The sequence below is a fragment of the Pseudomonas sp. R43(2017) genome, assembly GCF_002112345.1.
In the GTDB taxonomy this organism is placed as follows: Bacteria; Pseudomonadota; Gammaproteobacteria; order Pseudomonadales; family Pseudomonadaceae; genus Aquipseudomonas; species Aquipseudomonas kribbensis.
The window spans coordinates 37,288-53,261 of the sequence record NZ_NEHJ01000011.1; the positions used below are offsets into that span (position 1 = coordinate 37,288).

Below are 15,974 nucleotides of genomic sequence, written 5' to 3' on the forward strand. Positions count from 1 at the left end.
AACAATCCTGTCTCGCGCGATGTACTTCGGAACCGGAATCGCGTGCCATACTCCAAGGCACTCCGATTCAGACAGATGAAGCCGCACATGCCCAAAGGATTGATTCGCGCAATTGGCGCCCTGTTGACTGCTCTGGCCCTCTACAGCCTGCTGGGGTTTCTGATTCTGCCGGGCATCGCGCTGCGCGTAGCCAACCAGCAACTGGCCAACTACGCCACGGTGCCCGCGCACATCCAGCGTATCGAACTCAATCCGTTCAGCCTTGAAGTCACACTGTGGGGTCTGGTCATCGGCGAGCCGGGCAAGGAACAGGTCGGTTTCGAACGCCTGTACGCCAACCTGCAACTCGACAGCCTGTGGACAAAAGCCCTGCACCTGTCCGACATCGAACTGGACAAACCGAAGACCGAAATCCTGTTCGCCAAGGACGGCAAACTCAATCTGCTCGGGCTGTTCAACCTGCCGGCCAGCGAACCGACGCCGGCCGATCCGAATGCCAAGCCGTTTCCGCTGCGTATCGACCGGATCAAACTGGCCGGTGGCAACGTGCATTTCGAGGATGCACGCCCGAGCGAGCCGATCGAGTTCCTCTACGACAAACTCGATTTCGAACTGAACAACCTCAGCACCTTGCCTGAAGACAACGCCGACATGACCCTGGTCGCCATCGGCCCGGCCGGTGGGCAGATCGACTGGAAAGGCAACTTCAGCCTGATCCCGATTGCCTCCGAAGGCACGCTCAAGGTCACCGATGGCCAGATGAAAGCGTTCTGGCCCTACGTGCGCGACGCCGTACCGCTGGTGCTGGAAAACGGCGTGGTCAGCCTCAGCACCGATTACAAGCTCAATCTGTCCAAGGAAACCGAACTGCTGTTGAGCAACGTGGCGGTCAGCGTCGCGCCGTTTGCAATCAAGGCACCGGACGGACGTCCGCTGGCAAAACTCGACCGCCTGGACGTCAGCGAAACCACCGTGGACCTGGCCAAGCAACAAGTGGTGGTCGGCAAGATCCGCAGCCAGAAGCTCGAAACCTGGGCCGCCCTCGAAGCGGACGGGCAACTGGACTGGCAGAAACTGTTCGCCAGCCAGCCGTCCAAACCTGCCGCCAAAGCAGCGGCTGAACCGAAAAGCACTCCGGCCGCCGCCGACTCGCCGAAAACGGAACCGACCGCGCCGGGCAAGCCATGGCAAGTGCTGCTCAAGGACGTGCAACTGCGTGACTACAAGGTGCATCTGGCGGACCGCTCGGCGAAGCCCGAAGTCACGCTGGATGTCACGCCGCTGAACGTCGATCTGCAGAATTTCGACAGCCTCAACGGCTCACCCTTCAACGTCAAACTCGACGCTGGCCTGGGCAAGCAAGGCAAGATCAACGCCGACGGCGTGGTCAACCTGGCGCCTGTGACCGCCCAGCTCAACGTGAAGACCCAGGACATCGACCTGCGCGTCGCCCAGTCCTACATCAACCCGTTCATTCGTCTGGAACTGCGCAGCGGCATGCTCGGCAGTGACCTGAAAGTGAACCTGAAAAGCACCGAGCCGCTGGCACTCAGTGTCACCGGTCGCGCTCAGGTCGATCAGTTGCACACCCTCGACACCCTGAAGACCCGCGACTTCCTCAAGTGGCAGCAGGTGGTGGTCGAAGGCCTGAATTATCAGCATGGTGACAGCCTGTCGATCGACAGGATCAACCTGTTCCAGCCGTATGCGCGCTTCATGATCAACGATGACCGCACCACCAACATCGATGATTTGCTGATCCCGCAGCCTGCGGACTCCGGGGCGAAAACCACAGCGGCCAAACCCGCCGGCAACTCGAAACCGCTGGGCATTCACATCGGCGGCATCGTGATCAATGACGGCTCGGCCAACTTCGCCGACTTCAGCCTGACGCCAAACTTCGCCACCGCGATCCAGCAGCTCAACGGGCAGATCGGCACCATCGACAGTCGTCAGGCGAAACCGGCCAGCGTCGACGTCAAGGGCAAGGTCGATCGTTATGCGCCGGTGACCATCAAAGGCGCGGTCAACCCGTTCGACCCGATGGCCAGCCTCGACATCGCCACCAGTTTCAAACGGGTCGAGCTGACCACCCTGACCCCCTACTCCGGCAAGTTCGCCGGTTACCGGATCCGCAAGGGCCGGCTCAATCTCGACCTGCACTACCTGATCACCAAGGGCCAGCTCAAGGCCGAGAACAAAGTGGTGGTCGAGCAACTGCAACTGGGCGAGAAGGTCGACAGCCCGGATGCCGTGAGCCTGCCGCTGAAACTGGCGATTGCGCTGCTCAAGGACGTGGACGGCAAAATTTCCATCGAGCTGCCGGTCACCGGCGACCTCAACAACCCGCAATTCAGCGTGATGCCGATTGTCTGGCAGACCCTGCGCAACCTGATCGTCAAAGCCGCCGCCGCACCGTTCAAGCTGATTGGCGGTCTGGTCAGCGGTGGCGGATCGGAAGATCTGGGCACCGTGTCCTTCGCACCGGGCTCCAGCGAACTGAACAAGGATGCCGAAGCGGCGCTGGTCAAATTGTCCCAGGCCTTGAAAGAGCGTCCGGCCCTGCGTCTGGAAATCGAAGGCACCGCCGCACAAAGCAGCGACGGCCCGTTGCTTGCCGAGCAGCGTCTGGAACGCGAATACCAGTACAACTACTACAAGATGCTCCAGCGCCGGGGCGACAAGGTGCCGGCTCAGGCTTCGCTGATCCAGGTACCGGACAACGAAAAAGGTCCGCTGCTCGAAGGTATCTATCGCACCCGTCTGAAAACCCAGCCGCCTGCTGAATGGAAAGATCTGGGCAAGGAAGAACGCACGGCGAAAATGCGCGCCGACGTGATCAAGTTCTGGAGTTCCAGCGATGTGCTGTTGCGTCAGCTCGGACAGGACCGTGCCAGCAGCATCAAGGATTACCTGGTGGACAAGGGCCAGTTGGCCGACGACCGCGTGTACTTCATCGACGCCAATCTTGGCGAAGCGGAAAGCGACGGCCGCGTGGTGACACAAATGCATCTGGACGCCGAGTGATGAACAGTCAGTGGCTGGCCGCAATGGCGCTGGCGCTCGTCGCCAGCCAGGCTTCGGCATCCGACACCCTGCGCTGTGGCAGCCAGTTGGTCAGCCTCGGTGATCGCGCCAGCGAGGTACTGCAGAAATGCGGTGAACCGGTCAGCCGCGACGTGCTGGGCTACAAGCGCAGCGCCAATCGCCGTGAAGAGTTTCAGGTCGAGGAATGGACCTACGGCCCGAGCAACGGCATGTATCAATACCTGCGCTTCGAAGGCAATCGCCTGCGGCAGATCAACAGCAAGCGCGGCGACTGACTTCTCTGCACTTTTCCAGCCCCTGAAATAGAACAGGCCCCGACACGAATGTCGGGGCCTGTAATGGCCACATTCCGTGTGGCCGTTCGCATGAACTCTAAAGGGGCGGCAGACGTATTGCTCGGCCCGCCTGTCGCGTCTTCTCCCGGTCCAGGCGAGAAGTCTTGCCTTACTCGGCTTTCAGGCCGTCAGCGGAGACCGCTTTGACGCCTTTGATTTTCTTGGTGATGTCTACGGCCATTTTTTTCTGTGCTTCTGTCACTGCAACAGTGGAGGACAGAGACACGACGCCTTTGTTGGTTTCTACTTTGATGTCAGTGCCTGGAATGCCTTTTTCGGTCACCAGGTCGCTTTTGACTTTGGTGGTAATCCAGGTGTCGGAAGTGGCTTCTTTCGCCTTGGTCATTTCACCGGCAGCCAGAGTCATTGGAGCCTGGGTCGCCTGGGTGGATTGTGCGAATGCGCCGGTGGCCATGGTCAGGGTCAGCGCGGTAGCAGCAGCGGCAGTGATAGCGAACTTCTTCATACGAGTAACTCCTGTTTTTCTGGAAAGTCTGCTGCGTGTCTTGTCAGCAGGGTTACCGGAGATATTGCGAACGCTGTGCCAACTTTTGAAAATACAATAATTCCTTATAAATCAATAAGTTATAAAAATATAAAATTCTCGGAATCATGCAAATTGCATGACCCCTGAATTATCTACATGCAACTTGCGGCTTTTTGGAAAGTTCCTAACACGCTGAAAAGATTGAAGCTTTTTGTGAAGCACCGCGCAAAAGAAAATGCCCCGCAAAGCGGGGCATTTGATGAGCAGGGATCAAGCAATCAAGTACCGCTGCCAGGGCAACCTTTGGGGGCGTAGTCAGGGTTGACTGTCGAAGCACAGCTCCAGACACCGGCCACGTTACCGGTGGCGCCGCCGGTGCGGGTCAGCGTAATGGTTTTGCCCAGCACAGGCGCCGGGGCATTCGCGATGGTGCAAACGATGGTGCCTGCCCCGGTGTTCGCCGTACCCGACACGCTGACAGTACCGCAGTTGGTCGTTACATAAGCTGCGGAACCGGTCACCAGCGTGCTGTTCGGGTCAGTACCTTGATTGATGGTGTCCTCGAACGGCACTTTCAGCGCGCTGATTTCCGCCAGCCCCGCCGTCACTTTCGACCGTGCCTGATACTTCGTGTATTGCGGCAGTGCGATGGTGGCCAGGATGCCGATGATCGCCACGACGATCAGCAGCTCGATCAGAGTGAAACCTTGTTGTTTTTTCATAGACACGCTCCATGCATGAGTCGGAATCTCATGATCTGAGATGAACCGAGCATAGCCCGTGCCAAGTGCTTCGCCAGCCCGAGGATTGGGCGAGAGATCGGGGCAATGCCGTTTCCTACAACCTGTAACCGCACTATCTGACACTTTTTGTCACCTGCACCGAGGCGGTTTGGCGCTGTCACTTGACTAGGCTATAAGTCATGAACTGTCTGCATCCGGGATTCCCATGAATGACATCGCTCTGAGCGGTCTGGCCAAGCAATTGGTCCAGGCCGAACTGCTCACGGAAAAAAGCGCCCAACAAGCCTGGCAGCAAGCCCAGCGCAATCGTCTGTCGCTGGTCAGCTATCTGGTACAGAACAAACTGGTAAAAAGTTGGCAGGTCGCCGAAATCGCCTCGGAGCATTTCGGCATGGCGTTCCTCGACCTCAACTGTCTGGACAAGGAAACCCAGCCCAAGGGCCTGGTCAGCGAAAAACTGGTTCGCCAGCACCATGCCCTGCCCCTGTGGCGACGCGGCAACAAACTGTTCGTGGGGATCTCCGACCCAAGCAATCACCAGGCGATCAACGACATTCAGTTCAGCACCGGGCTGACCACCGAAGCCATCCTGGTAGAGGATGACAAGCTCACCGATGCCATCGAGAAATTCTTCGACACTCACGCCTCCGGTCTGGAAGACATGGCCGATGTCGACCTCGACGGGCTGGACGTCGAATCCGTCGATGACAGCAAACAGGACGCCATCGGTGGAATGGACGCCGACGATGCGCCGGTGGTGCGCTTCGTCCACAAGATGCTGCTGGATGCGATCAAGAGCGGCTCTTCCGACTTGCACTTCGAGCCTTACGAGAAAAACTACCGGGTGCGGGTGCGCACCGACGGCATCCTGCGCGAAGTGGCCAAACCGCCGATTCAACTGGCCGGACGCATCGCCGCACGCTTGAAAGTCATGGCCAGCCTCGACATCTCGGAACGGCGCAAACCCCAGGACGGGCGTCTGAAAATGCGCCTGTCGAAAACCAAGTCGATCGACTTCCGGGTCAACACCCTGCCGACCCTGTGGGGCGAAAAAGTGGTGATCCGGATTCTCGACCCGTCCAGCGCGCAGATCGGCATCGACGCCCTCGGCTACGAGCCGGAGCAGAAAGAGCTGTACCTGGCCGCCCTGAAGCAGCCACAAGGCATGATTCTGGTCACCGGCCCCACCGGTTCCGGCAAGACCGTGTCGCTGTACACCGGGCTCAACATCCTCAATACCGTCGACATCAACATCTCCACCGCCGAAGACCCGGTGGAGATCAACATGGAAGGCATCAACCAGGTCAACGTCAATCCGAAGCAGGGGCTGGATTTCGCCCAGGCGCTGCGCTCGTTCCTGCGTCAGGACCCGGATGTGATCATGGTCGGCGAGATCCGCGACCTCGAAACAGCAGAGATTGCGATCAAGGCGGCACAGACCGGTCACCTTGTACTGTCCACGCTGCACACCAACAGCGCGGCGGAAACGCTGACCCGTTTGCACAACATGGGCATTCCCGGCTTCAACATCGCCACGTCGGTCAGCCTGATCATCGCCCAGCGTCTGGCGCGCAAACTGTGCAGCCACTGCAAGAAGCCCATCGAGATTCCCCGCGAAACCCTGCTCAAGGAAGGCTTCCCCGAGGAACGCATCGGCAGTTTCACGATCTATGAGCCCGTCGGTTGCGATCACTGCAACGGCGGCTACAAGGGCCGCACCGGCATCTATGAAGTGGTCAGGAACACGCCCGAACTGCAGCGGCTGATCATGGCCGAGGGCAACTCACTGGAAATCGACAGCCAGATGCGCCTGGACGGCTTCAACGACCTGCGCACTTCGGGACTGATCAAGGCCATGCAAGGCATCACCAGCCTTGAAGAAATCAACCGGGTCACCAAGGACTGAACATGGCCGTCAAGGCAGCGAAAATCAGCGTCTACGCCTGGGAAGGCACCGACAAGAAAGGCAGCAGGATCAGCGGCGAACTGAGCGGGCAAAACCCCGCGCTGATCAAGGCCCAGTTGCGCAAACAGGGCATCAACCCAGGCAAGGTGCGCAAGAAATCCGCGTCGTTGCTGAACTTCGGCAAACGCATCAAGCCGCTGGACATCGCCCTGTTCACCCGGCAGATGGCGACCATGATGAAGGCCGGCGTACCGTTGCTGCAGTCATTCGACATCATCGGCGAAGGCTTCGAGAACCCGGCGATGCGCAAGCTGGTGGACGAGGTGAAACAGGAAGTCGCCGCCGGTAACAGCTTCGCCGCGGCCCTGCGCAAGAAGCCGCAATACTTCGACGAGTTGTACTGCAACCTGGTGGATGCCGGCGAGCAATCCGGTGCCCTCGACACCCTGCTCGAACGCGTGGCGACCTACAAGGAGAAGAGCGAAAGCCTCAAGGCCAAGATCAAGAAAGCCATGACCTACCCCACCGCCGTGATTCTGGTAGCGGCGGTCGTCACCGGCATTCTGCTGGTAAAAGTGGTGCCGCAGTTCCAGTCGGTGTTCTCCGGCTTCGGTGCCGAACTGCCGGCGTTCACCCTGATGGTCATCGGTCTGTCGGAGTTCATGCAGCAATGGTGGTGGGCGATTCTGGGTATGCTGATCGTGGCGTTTTTCGGCACCCGCCACGCGCTGAAGAAATCCCAGTCCCTGCGTGACCGACGCGATGCCTGGCTGCTGAAACTGCCACTGGTAGGCACCATGATGTACAAGTCCGCCGTCGCCCGTTTTGCCCGGACCCTGTCGACCACGTTTGCCGCCGGCGTGCCGCTGGTCGAAGCGCTGGACTCGGTCGCCGGCGCCACCGGCAACGTGGTGTTCAAGCGCGCGGTGCTGCGCATTCGCCAGGACGTAGCCACCGGCATGCAGTTGAATTTCGCGATGCGCACCAGCGGAATCTTTCCGAATATGGCCGTGCAGATGACCGCCATCGGCGAAGAATCCGGCGCCCTGGACGACATGCTCGACAAGGTGGCCGGGTTCTACGAGGAGGAAGTGGATAACATGGTCGACAACCTCACCAGCCTGATGGAGCCTTTCGTCATGGTGGTACTCGGGGTGATCGTCGGCGGACTGGTCGTGGCCATGTACCTGCCGATCTTCCAACTCGGCTCAGCGATCTGACATGTCCATCGACGAACTCTTCGCCCTCTATCCGCTGGCCTTTGTCTTCACTGCTCTGATACTCGGGCTGGTGGTCGGCAGCTTCCTCAATGTGGTGATCTGGCGCCTGCCGAAAATGCTCGAGCGCGAATGGCGCCAGCAGGCCCACGACGTGCTCGGGCTGCCCGTCGAAACGCCGTTGCCGGTCTACAACCTGATGTTGCCGCACTCGCAATGCCCGCATTGCGCTCACCGCATTCGTGCGTGGGAAAACATCCCGCTGCTCAGCTACCTGTTTTTGCGCGGGCGCTGCTCGTCATGCGCGGCGCCGATCAGCAAGCGTTATCCACTGACCGAACTGGCCTGCGGCCTGCTCTCGGCGTTCATCGCCTGGCACCTGGGTTTCGGCTGGCCGGCATGCCTGCTGATCGTGCTGACCTGGGGCTTGCTGGCGATGAGCCTGATCGACACCGAGCATCAGCTGTTGCCCGACGTGCTGGTGCTGCCGCTGCTGTGGCTGGGCTTGATCGTCAACAGCTTCGGGCTGTTCGTCTCGCTGCACGATGCGATGTGGGGCGCGGTGGCCGGTTACATGGCACTGTGGTCGGTGTTCTGGCTGTTCAAACTGCTCACCGGCAAGGACGGCATCGGTCACGGCGATTTCAAGCTGCTGGCACTGCTGGGGGCCTGGGGAGGCTGGCAGATTCTGCCGCTGACCATTCTCCTGTCGTCGCTGGTGGGCGCCGTGCTCGGGGTGATTCTGCTCAAGCTGCGCGACCGGAAAACCTCGACGCCAATTCCCTTCGGGCCCTATCTGGCAATTGCCGGCTGGATTGCCTTGCTCTGGGGTGGTCAAATAACCGACTTCTATTGGCAGTTTGTCGGTTTGAAATGAATACCCCTGTGGAAAAACCCTGGATTCTCGGTCTGACCGGCGGCATCGGCAGCGGCAAAAGCGCTGCCGCCCAGCACTTCATCGATCTTGGTATCCACGTCGTGGACGCCGATCATGCAGCACGCTGGGTGGTTGAACCGGGGCGCCCGGCGCTGGCGAAAATTGCCGAGCACTTCGGCCCCGATGTCCTGCAGGCCGACGGCACGCTGGATCGCGCGGCGCTACGCAAGCTGATCTTCGAAGTGCCGGAGCAACGCCGCTGGCTCGAAGCGCTGCTGCATCCGCTGATCGCCGAGGAAATCGCCCATCACCTGGCGCTGGCAAAATCACCTTACGCGATTCTGGTTTCACCGCTGTTGATCGAGTCCGGACAGTACGCGATGACCCAGCGAATCCTGGTGATCGATGCGCCGCAGCAACTGCAGATCGATCGTACCCTGCAGCGTGACCAGACCAGCGAACAGCAGGTCCAGGCGATCCTCAAGGCCCAATCCAGCCGCGAAGACCGCGTGAGCCGTGCCGACGATGTGGTGGTCAACGACCGCGACCTCGCCTGGCTGCACAGCGAGGTCGAACGCCTGCATCACTTTTACCTGACTTTATCCGGAGGCCAGTCATGAGCCAGACCCCAACCGTTAATTGCCCGACCTGCGGCGCCCCGGTGGAATTCACCCCCGCAAACAAATTCCGGCCGTTCTGCTCGGACCGCTGCAAACTGATCGACCTCGGCGCCTGGGCGTCGGAAGAACACAAGATTCCGGTGGCCCCGGATGCCGAGGACGAACTGTTTTCCGGCGACTTCGACCCGCGCCACTGATCCCGCTCAGGGCCGCATGAAGCCGTAGTCCTGATCGTCGTCGAGGTTTTCCGCCAGAAAGCGCAACTCGTCGGCCAGGTCTTCGGCGTTGCGCACCGCCTTGCTCTGCTGCACCACCGCACTGAGCAAGGCCCGCAGGCTCAGGCCCGGATCGAATCCCACCTCCTGCGCCATTTCCAGACTCTGCCGGGTTTCCTGCCTCGCCCACTCGTAAACGCTCATGCCGCTGCTCCTGAAGGGATTTGGCCGAGCATGAAATGCCGCGCGCGGGGTGGATTTGATGTGGATCAAGACTTGGGATCGTCGTCCTTCCAGGGCGCCGAAAGGTAGCGGGTGCGGTTGAAGGTCTCCAGCCATTCCGGGCAGAACACCACCAGTGCGCTGATCACCATGCCATTGATGAACGCTTCCGGAAAAATCAGCAGCCACAGGTAACCGATGAAGTCTTCCAGCCATTCGGGCATGGCGAACAGGCCGTCGTACCAGAGCAAGGTCAGGCTCAGAATCAGACAGGACAGCGCCGACAAGGCCGCCGCGAAGAATCCCGAGCAGAAGATATACACGAACGGATTACGCGGTTGCGCCCGTTCGACCAGAATCGCCACCCCTTCGGTGATCAGCACCGGCAGCAGGATCAGCAACGCGCCGTTGACCCCGACCGCCACCAGATCCTGGCGGCCCAGCAGAACCAGCCCGATCTGCGCCACCAGCCCGCCGACAATCGCCAACGGCCAGTCGAGCAGCAAGGTCACGGCCGTCATACCGATGAAGTGATACGACACGCCCGTATCGAAATCCCTGCGCACCATCCACAACAGAAACAGCGCAAACACGGTGCCGAACAGCAAGTGCTGACGACGGCTGTCGCTGAACAATTCGACCCACGGCGCACGGCAGATCGCCCAGAGCAGCACCGGCAGGTAAATCAGCCAGCCGAGGGCCAGACTCGTCGATGACAGCAGTTCTGCACCGATCATGATCCCATCACCTTCATTCGCACCGCAGACTCCCTTGATTGGCGCTCCTGTGTCGAAGTCTACACCGCCACCCGGGTGAATCTGCCGATGCAAAGCTTTCTGCTTGTCGCAATTGAACGCTAAGCTTGGGCCTATGGATGACTCAGATTATTTACGCCTGCTGACCATCGCGGCCGAGCAGGCCAACGCGTTCCTGTCCAATGCCCGCAAATGGGAGCGTGAGCGTTGGGTCTGCCAGCGCCTGCTGCAAGGCTTGAATATCCCCTATCGCGCCGACGAATTCGCCCCCGCCGGTGAGCCGCCGGACGTGTTGTTTCGCGATGCCAACTTCGAGGTGTTCTTCGTCCTCGATGAAGGCCGTCGGCTCAATGATGAATGGCGCGACGAGCTGCAACGTCGGCGCAGTGCGTTTTCCCTGAGCCAACTGGTACGCCGCGAGGCCAAGCCACGACGGATTCCGGCCAACGAATTTCTGCTCAGGCTGGCGCCGACCCTGCGCAAGAAAGCGCACAACTACAAGGAACGCGGCATGGACCTGGGCGAGCTGGACATCATCGCCTTCGCCAGCCTCAAGCGCGAAGTGCTCGACCTCAACAGCCACTTTCCACCACCCACCGAATATTTGCGTCAGGGCTGGCGCTCGCTGTCACTGGTCGGGCCGACGTTCGCCCGCGTCTTGTTCGCTCACCCCGATGCACCGGACTTCCTGCGCAGCAACCTGGGTCGCAGCATTCTGTTCGATGTCGGGATCAGCCTGTAAGCCCTAAGCAGGATGGCGCAAACACTGGCCGGATGTTACAAAAGCGCAATCATTCGCCCGGATGACATGCGCCGTTCAACGCTCGCAGACAAACCGCTGTAACGTCTGCGCATTCAGCAACGTCTATCCCTGACGAGGCCTCATATGACCAGCCGCCTGAACCCCGAAGACCAGAAGCATGTCGAAGAGTACCTGCAGTTGTCCCAGCACCGTGTCGAGCGCCGGCCATTCCGGCCGTGGATGCTCCTGGTGGTGGTGCTGGCAGCGACCATCGGTCTGGGCCTGTTGAGCCGATTTATCAGTTACCTGACGCTATGAGCTGCATCGCGCTCGCTTGGGTTACGACGACAACGATTTCCTTTAAAAACCTTGCGAGCTATCACCATGTCCCATCGTATTGTCATTGTCGGCGGCGGCGCCGGCGGTCTGGAGCTGGCTACCCGTCTGGGTAAGACTCTGGGCAAGCGCGGCACTGCCAGCATCATGCTGGTCGACGCGAACCTGACGCACATCTGGAAACCGCTGTTGCACGAAGTGGCCGCCGGATCGCTGAACTCTTCCGAAGACGAACTCAACTATGTCGCCCAGGCCAAATGGAACCACTTCGAGTTCCAGCTGGGGCGCATGAGCGGGCTCGACCGTGAGCAGAAGAAGATCCAGCTTGCCGCCACCTACGACGAAAACGGCGTGGAGCTGGTGCCGGCGCGGGAAGTGCCGTATGACTCGCTGGTGATCGCGGTCGGCAGCACCACCAACGATTTCGGCACCCAGGGCGCAGCGCAGCACTGCCTGTTCCTCGACACCCGAAAACAGGCCGAGCGTTTCCATCAGCAACTGCTCAATCACTACCTGCGTGCTCACGCCGGGCAAACCGATGTGGTTCAGCAGATCAGCGTGGCCATCGTCGGCGCCGGCGCCACGGGCGTTGAACTGGCGGCCGAGCTGCACAACGCCGCCCATGAACTGGCGGCCTATGGTCTGGACCGGATCAAACCGGAAAACATGCACATCACCCTGATCGAAGCCGGGCCACGGGTGCTGCCGGCACTGCCGGAACGCATCAGCGGGCCGGTGCACAAGACCCTGGAAAAACTCGGGGTCAACGTGATGACCAACGCCTCGGTCAGCCAGGTCACCGCCGACAGCCTGATCACCGCCGATGGCAACGAGATCAAGGCCAGCCTGAAAGTCTGGGCCGCCGGGATCCGTGCGCCGGGGTTCCTCAAGGACATCGATGGCCTGGAAACCAACCGCATCAACCAGCTGCAAGTGCTGCCGACGCTGCAGACCACCCGCGACGAAAACATTTTCGCCTTCGGCGACTGCGCCGCCTGCCCGCAACCGGGTTCGGATCGCAACGTGCCGCCACGGGCCCAGGCTGCGCACCAGCAGGCGTCGCTGCTGGCCAAGTCGCTGAAACTGCGGATCGAAGGCAAGACCCTGCCGGAATACAAGTACACCGACTACGGCTCGCTGATTTCGCTGTCGCGTTTTTCGGCTGTGGGTAACTTGATGGGCAACCTGACCGGCACCGTGATGCTCGAAGGCTGGCTGGCGCGGATGTTCTACGTTTCGTTGTACCGCATGCACCAGATGGCGCTGTACGGCCCGTTCCGCACCGCCATGCTGATGCTGGGCAGCAAGATCGGACGCGGCACCGAGCCACGCCTGAAGCTGCACTGATGTAAAACGCTGTGGGGGTGGGCCTGCTCGCTCCCACAGCGTTTTGTCTTTTACTGTATCTGCCCCCGCTTTCCCCACCTTCGCTTACAAACGCCCCCGCTCCTCGACACAGACGCGATACACCGCCACCGCTTAATGGCCACACCCGAGCACAACTGCTCCGGCTGATCGCCCTTAACGTGTGGTTGCGCAGCGCAACCGAAGGAGAATGAAATGACCCGCACTTCGAAAATTGGCAACACCTCCCTTGGCCTGGTCGGTGCCGTACTGGCCGGCGGCCTGATGCTGTCCGGCTCGGTGTTCGCCGCACAACCGCTGGCCCAGGGCTACATGGTCGCCTCGGCCGAGACCTCGGTGAAAACCCCGGAAGGCAAATGCGGTGAAGGCAAATGCGGCGACGCGTCGATGGCCAAAACCGACACCGATGGTGATGGCAAAGTCTCCCGCGCCGAATTCCTGAAGGTCGCGCCGCACTCCGACTTCGACAAGATCGACACCAACCACGATGGCTTCATCGACGAGCAAGAGGCTTACGACAACGTCAAAGCCAACTACGAAGCCAACGGCAAGAAAATGCCCAAAGGCCTGTTCGAACACCTGAAAGAGCGTGACGGTGCCTGATATTCAGTCCGTCCCGGCAAAACAGCCCCGACAAAAAAGCCGCGCTGTCTCTCACGAGAAGCGCGGCTTTTTTATGTCTGCCGGGATTACAGCTGGAAGCGCCGCACCATGCCCTGCAATGCATTGGCGAGTTTCGACAGCTCATGGCTGGAAGCGCTGGTCTGATCGGCGCCGGCCGCCGAGCGCACCGACAGGTCGCGAATGTTCACCAGATTGCGGTCCACTTCCCGCGCCACTTGCGCCTGCTCTTCGGCGGCGCTGGCGATCACCAGGTTGCGTTCATGGATCTCATGCACCGACGCGGTGATGGTTTGCAGCGCCTCGCCGGCTCGCTCGGCCAGCACCAGCGTGGTGGTCGCACGCGAAGCACTGGCCTGCATCGACTCCAACGCCAGGCTCGAACCGTTGCGCATGCCCTGCACCATCTGCTCGATTTCCTGGGTCGATTGCTGCGTGCGATAGGCCAGCGCCCGGACTTCGTCGGCGACCACGGCAAACCCGCGTCCGCTCTCCCCGGCCCGCGCCGCTTCGATGGCAGCATTGAGCGCCAGCAGGTTGGTCTGTTCGGCAATCGCGCGAATCACGTCCAGCACCTTGCCGATGTCTTGCGACTGATTGGCCAGTGATTGCACCAGTTCGCCGGTGTGCTGCACGTCGCTGGCCAGGGCGTTGATAGCGCTGGCGGTTTCACTGACCCGCTCTTGCCCCAGATGCGCCGATTCGCTGGACTGGCGCGTCGCGTCGGAAGTCGACACCGCATTGCGTGCGACTTCTTCGACCGCCGTGGTCATCTCGTTGACGGCGGTGGCGGCCTGTTCGATTTCGTTGTTCTGTTGTTGCAGGCCCTGGGTGCTGTCGAGCGTGACGGCATTGAGCTCATCGGCGGCAGTCGCCAGTTGCGTGGCAGAACCGTTGATGCCTTGCAGGGTTTCGCGCAGGTTCTGTTGCATGGTCGCCAGCGCCTTGAGCAAACGGCTGACTTCGTCGTTGCCCTGGGTCTCGATCGGTCGAGTCAAATCCCCTTTCGCAACACTTTCTGCGGCGCTGACGGCGGTGCTCAACGGGCGAACGATACTGCGGGTGAGCAACATCGCCAGAGCCACGGTCGCCAACGCTGCCAGTGCGATGAACAGGCTGACGATGGTGCGCGAGGTTTCGTAATGGGCGGCGGAGTTGCTGCTTTCTGCCGCAACCTGCTTGGCGAACAGATCCGCCAGGTCATTGAGTTGCTTGCCGGAGCCGTCGACCACGGTTTTCATGTCGACCAGCAGCAGCTTGGTCAGCTCGTCGCGTTTGCCTTGCTGGGCAAGGACGAACGATTGCGCGATGCCGGCGCGGTAGGCCGCGAAGGTTTTCTTGAACTGATCGTACAACTGCTGGCCTTCCGGAGTAGTCACCAGTCGGTCGTAAGCGGCGATCTTCTCGCTCAGCTCCTTGTCGCGGGTGTCCATCTGGCTGCGGTAAGTCGCAACGTTGTTCGGATCAGGATCCAGCGCCATGCGCAGGGAAATGGTGCGGATGCGCAGCATGATCTCGCGAATCTCGTCGCCGCCACGAATGCTCGGCAGCCACTGGTTCTCCACCGCGACCTCGCTCTCGCGGATGCTCGACATCTGCCCCAGGGCAAACACGCCAAGCAGCGCCACCAGCACCGCGATCAGGGCGAAGCCCAAGGCGGCACGGGGAGCAATATTCAACTGACGAAGCAACATGACGAACGCCCTTTTTCTTGTATTGGCCGGATTCAAGGGGCGATCGATGGCAGGCCCCTTTCGTTAGCGGGCTATCGGCAAGTTGTACGATGACTTGAGCGAAGGGCAAAAAAAATCCCCGTATCTTTCGATACGAGGATTTTTAATATGGTCGGGGTAAGGGGATTCGAACTCCTGACATCCTGCTCCCAAAGCAGGCGCGCTACCGGACTGCGCTATACCCCGGTAAAAAAAAGGCGACCTTTCAAAGATCGCCTTCTTCGATCAGCGCTTTTGGCCTCTGATCTTAAGATTCGATCCCAGCGTTAACTGGTTTCAAAAATGGTGGGTCGTGTGGGATTCGAACCTACGACCAATTGGTTAAAAGCCAACTGCTCTACCAACTGAGCTAACGACCCAAAAATGGTCGGGGTAAGGGGATTCGAACTCCTGACATCCTGCTCCCAAAGCAGGCGCGCTACCGGACTGCGCTATACCCCGGCTTGAAATTGGCTCCGTGACCAGGACTCGAACCTGGGACCCAATGATTAACAGTCATTTGCTCTACCGACTGAGCTATCACGGAACTACACATTTCAATTTACTACGGTGAAACTTGCAGCTTCTCGACATCGTTTTCGCATCGCTGCGTTCGTGTGTCTGAGGCGCGCTATTCTACAACCTAGAACACCTCTGTCAACCCCCTAAATTGCTTTCAAGTTAATGATTTGCAACTTATTTCAGATTTCTGCCCAGTGAGCTGAAACCGTGTTGGTGACTGACTGCGGGGCGCACTTTACAAGCCTTTTCCT

The 15,974-nt window shown here is 60.0% G+C and carries 16 protein-coding genes, 4 tRNA genes and 1 pseudogene; 11 read left to right on the forward strand and 10 right to left on the reverse strand.

Features of this window, described 5'->3' with window-relative positions; all coding sequences use genetic code 11:
• The first annotated feature begins 75 nt into the window (after window positions 1-75).
• A complete protein-coding gene (locus CAG02_RS26775; protein WP_085712160.1) occupies window positions 76-3,027 on the forward strand; it encodes a DUF748 domain-containing protein in 2,952 nt (983 codons plus the stop codon).
• On the forward strand, window positions 3,027-3,323 hold the full coding sequence (locus tag CAG02_RS26780) for a DUF2845 domain-containing protein (protein ID WP_085712161.1): 297 nt from the start codon (window positions 3,027-3,029) through the stop codon (window positions 3,321-3,323). Before CAG02_RS26775 ends, CAG02_RS26780 begins: the two co-directional genes overlap by 1 nt.
• 169 nt (window positions 3,324-3,492) lie before the next feature.
• On the opposite strand, the gene CAG02_RS26785 is transcribed toward CAG02_RS26780, so the two are convergent.
• Together CAG02_RS26785 and CAG02_RS26790 are read right to left on the reverse strand one after the other, a co-directional pair.
• Window positions 3,493-3,849 (reverse strand): BON domain-containing protein, encoded by a 357-nt coding sequence (locus tag CAG02_RS26785; protein ID WP_065261581.1) that lies wholly within the window; start codon window positions 3,847-3,849, stop codon window positions 3,493-3,495.
• Between the two features lie 299 nt (window positions 3,850-4,148).
• On the reverse strand, window positions 4,149-4,592 hold the full coding sequence (locus CAG02_RS26790; protein ID WP_085712162.1) for a pilin: 444 nt from the start codon (window positions 4,590-4,592) through the stop codon (window positions 4,149-4,151).
• A 226-nt stretch (window positions 4,593-4,818) separates the two neighbouring features.
• Between CAG02_RS26790 and pilB the strand changes: the two genes are divergently transcribed.
• Genes pilB through yacG form a run of 5 tightly spaced genes read left to right on the forward strand, consistent with a single transcriptional unit; the run spans window position 4,819 to window position 9,430 of the window.
• Window positions 4,819-6,519 carry a type IV-A pilus assembly ATPase PilB gene (pilB, locus tag CAG02_RS26795; protein WP_085712163.1) on the forward strand — a complete coding sequence of 567 codons (1,701 nt, stop codon included), beginning with the start codon at window positions 4,819-4,821 and terminating at the stop codon, window positions 6,517-6,519.
• A gap of 2 nt (window positions 6,520-6,521) precedes the next feature.
• Window positions 6,522-7,739 carry a type II secretion system F family protein gene (locus tag CAG02_RS26800; protein ID WP_085712164.1) on the forward strand — a complete coding sequence of 406 codons (1,218 nt, stop codon included), beginning with the start codon at window positions 6,522-6,524 and terminating at the stop codon, window positions 7,737-7,739.
• 1 nt (window position 7,740) lies between these two features.
• Window positions 7,741-8,613 (forward strand): A24 family peptidase, encoded by an 873-nt coding sequence (locus tag CAG02_RS26805; protein ID WP_085712165.1) that lies wholly within the window; start codon window positions 7,741-7,743, stop codon window positions 8,611-8,613.
• Window positions 8,610-9,233: a dephospho-CoA kinase gene (gene coaE / locus CAG02_RS26810; RefSeq protein ID WP_085712166.1), complete on the forward strand. Its 624-nt coding sequence runs from the start codon at window positions 8,610-8,612 to the stop codon at window positions 9,231-9,233. The genes CAG02_RS26805 and coaE overlap by 4 nt, the downstream gene beginning before the upstream one ends.
• Window positions 9,230-9,430, forward strand: coding sequence for a DNA gyrase inhibitor YacG (gene yacG / locus CAG02_RS26815; protein WP_085712167.1), 201 nt, complete (start codon window positions 9,230-9,232; stop codon window positions 9,428-9,430). Before coaE ends, yacG begins: the two co-directional genes overlap by 4 nt.
• Before the next feature lie 6 nt (window positions 9,431-9,436).
• Here yacG and CAG02_RS26820 read toward each other — a convergent pair whose 3' ends face one another.
• Together CAG02_RS26820 and CAG02_RS26825 are read right to left on the reverse strand one after the other, a co-directional pair.
• Window positions 9,437-9,652, reverse strand: coding sequence for a hypothetical protein (locus tag CAG02_RS26820; RefSeq protein ID WP_007959584.1), 216 nt, complete (start codon window positions 9,650-9,652; stop codon window positions 9,437-9,439).
• Window positions 9,653-9,717: 65 nt separating this feature from the next.
• Window positions 9,718-10,407 (reverse strand): energy-coupling factor ABC transporter permease, encoded by a 690-nt coding sequence (locus tag CAG02_RS26825; RefSeq protein WP_085712168.1) that lies wholly within the window; start codon window positions 10,405-10,407, stop codon window positions 9,718-9,720.
• A 133-nt stretch (window positions 10,408-10,540) separates the two neighbouring features.
• Between CAG02_RS26825 and CAG02_RS26830 the strand changes: the two genes are divergently transcribed.
• The 4 genes from CAG02_RS26830 to CAG02_RS26845 all read left to right on the forward strand — a co-directional run bounded on the left by CAG02_RS26830 (window position 10,541) and on the right by CAG02_RS26845 (window position 13,471).
• Window positions 10,541-11,167 (forward strand): DUF1780 domain-containing protein, encoded by a 627-nt coding sequence (locus CAG02_RS26830; protein ID WP_065261573.1) that lies wholly within the window; start codon window positions 10,541-10,543, stop codon window positions 11,165-11,167.
• Window positions 11,168-11,311: 144 nt separating this feature from the next.
• Entirely contained in the window at window positions 11,312-11,485 is a 174-nt protein-coding gene (locus tag CAG02_RS26835) for a DUF3094 domain-containing protein (RefSeq protein ID WP_065261571.1), read from the forward strand.
• Window positions 11,486-11,551: 66 nt separating this feature from the next.
• Window positions 11,552-12,850 carry an NAD(P)/FAD-dependent oxidoreductase gene (locus CAG02_RS26840; RefSeq protein ID WP_085712169.1) on the forward strand — a complete coding sequence of 433 codons (1,299 nt, stop codon included), beginning with the start codon at window positions 11,552-11,554 and terminating at the stop codon, window positions 12,848-12,850.
• A 213-nt stretch (window positions 12,851-13,063) separates the two neighbouring features.
• A complete protein-coding gene (locus CAG02_RS26845; RefSeq protein ID WP_085712170.1) occupies window positions 13,064-13,471 on the forward strand; it encodes a hypothetical protein in 408 nt (135 codons plus the stop codon).
• Window positions 13,472-13,557: 86 nt separating this feature from the next.
• On the opposite strand, the gene CAG02_RS30340 is transcribed toward CAG02_RS26845, so the two are convergent.
• The 6 genes and pseudogenes from CAG02_RS30340 to CAG02_RS26870 form a co-directional block, all read right to left on the reverse strand.
• The gene (locus tag CAG02_RS30340; protein ID WP_371856520.1) at window positions 13,558-14,421 is read right to left on the reverse strand and encodes a methyl-accepting chemotaxis protein; all 864 of its coding nucleotides are present in this window, start codon (window positions 14,419-14,421) and stop codon (window positions 13,558-13,560) included.
• Window positions 14,413-15,183, reverse strand: a pseudogene (locus tag CAG02_RS30345) (MCP four helix bundle domain-containing protein); the annotation flags it as partial. The pseudogene CAG02_RS30345 and the gene CAG02_RS30340, both read right to left, overlap by 9 nt.
• A 148-nt stretch (window positions 15,184-15,331) precedes the next feature.
• Window positions 15,332-15,408, reverse strand: a tRNA-Pro gene (locus tag CAG02_RS26855).
• A 97-nt stretch (window positions 15,409-15,505) separates the two neighbouring features.
• Window positions 15,506-15,581: transfer RNA gene (locus CAG02_RS26860), tRNA-Lys, on the reverse strand.
• A gap of 5 nt (window positions 15,582-15,586) precedes the next feature.
• Window positions 15,587-15,663, reverse strand: a tRNA-Pro gene (locus CAG02_RS26865).
• Window positions 15,664-15,672: 9 nt separating this feature from the next.
• Window positions 15,673-15,748: transfer RNA gene (locus CAG02_RS26870), tRNA-Asn, on the reverse strand.
• Window positions 15,749-15,974: the final 226 nt, after the last annotated feature.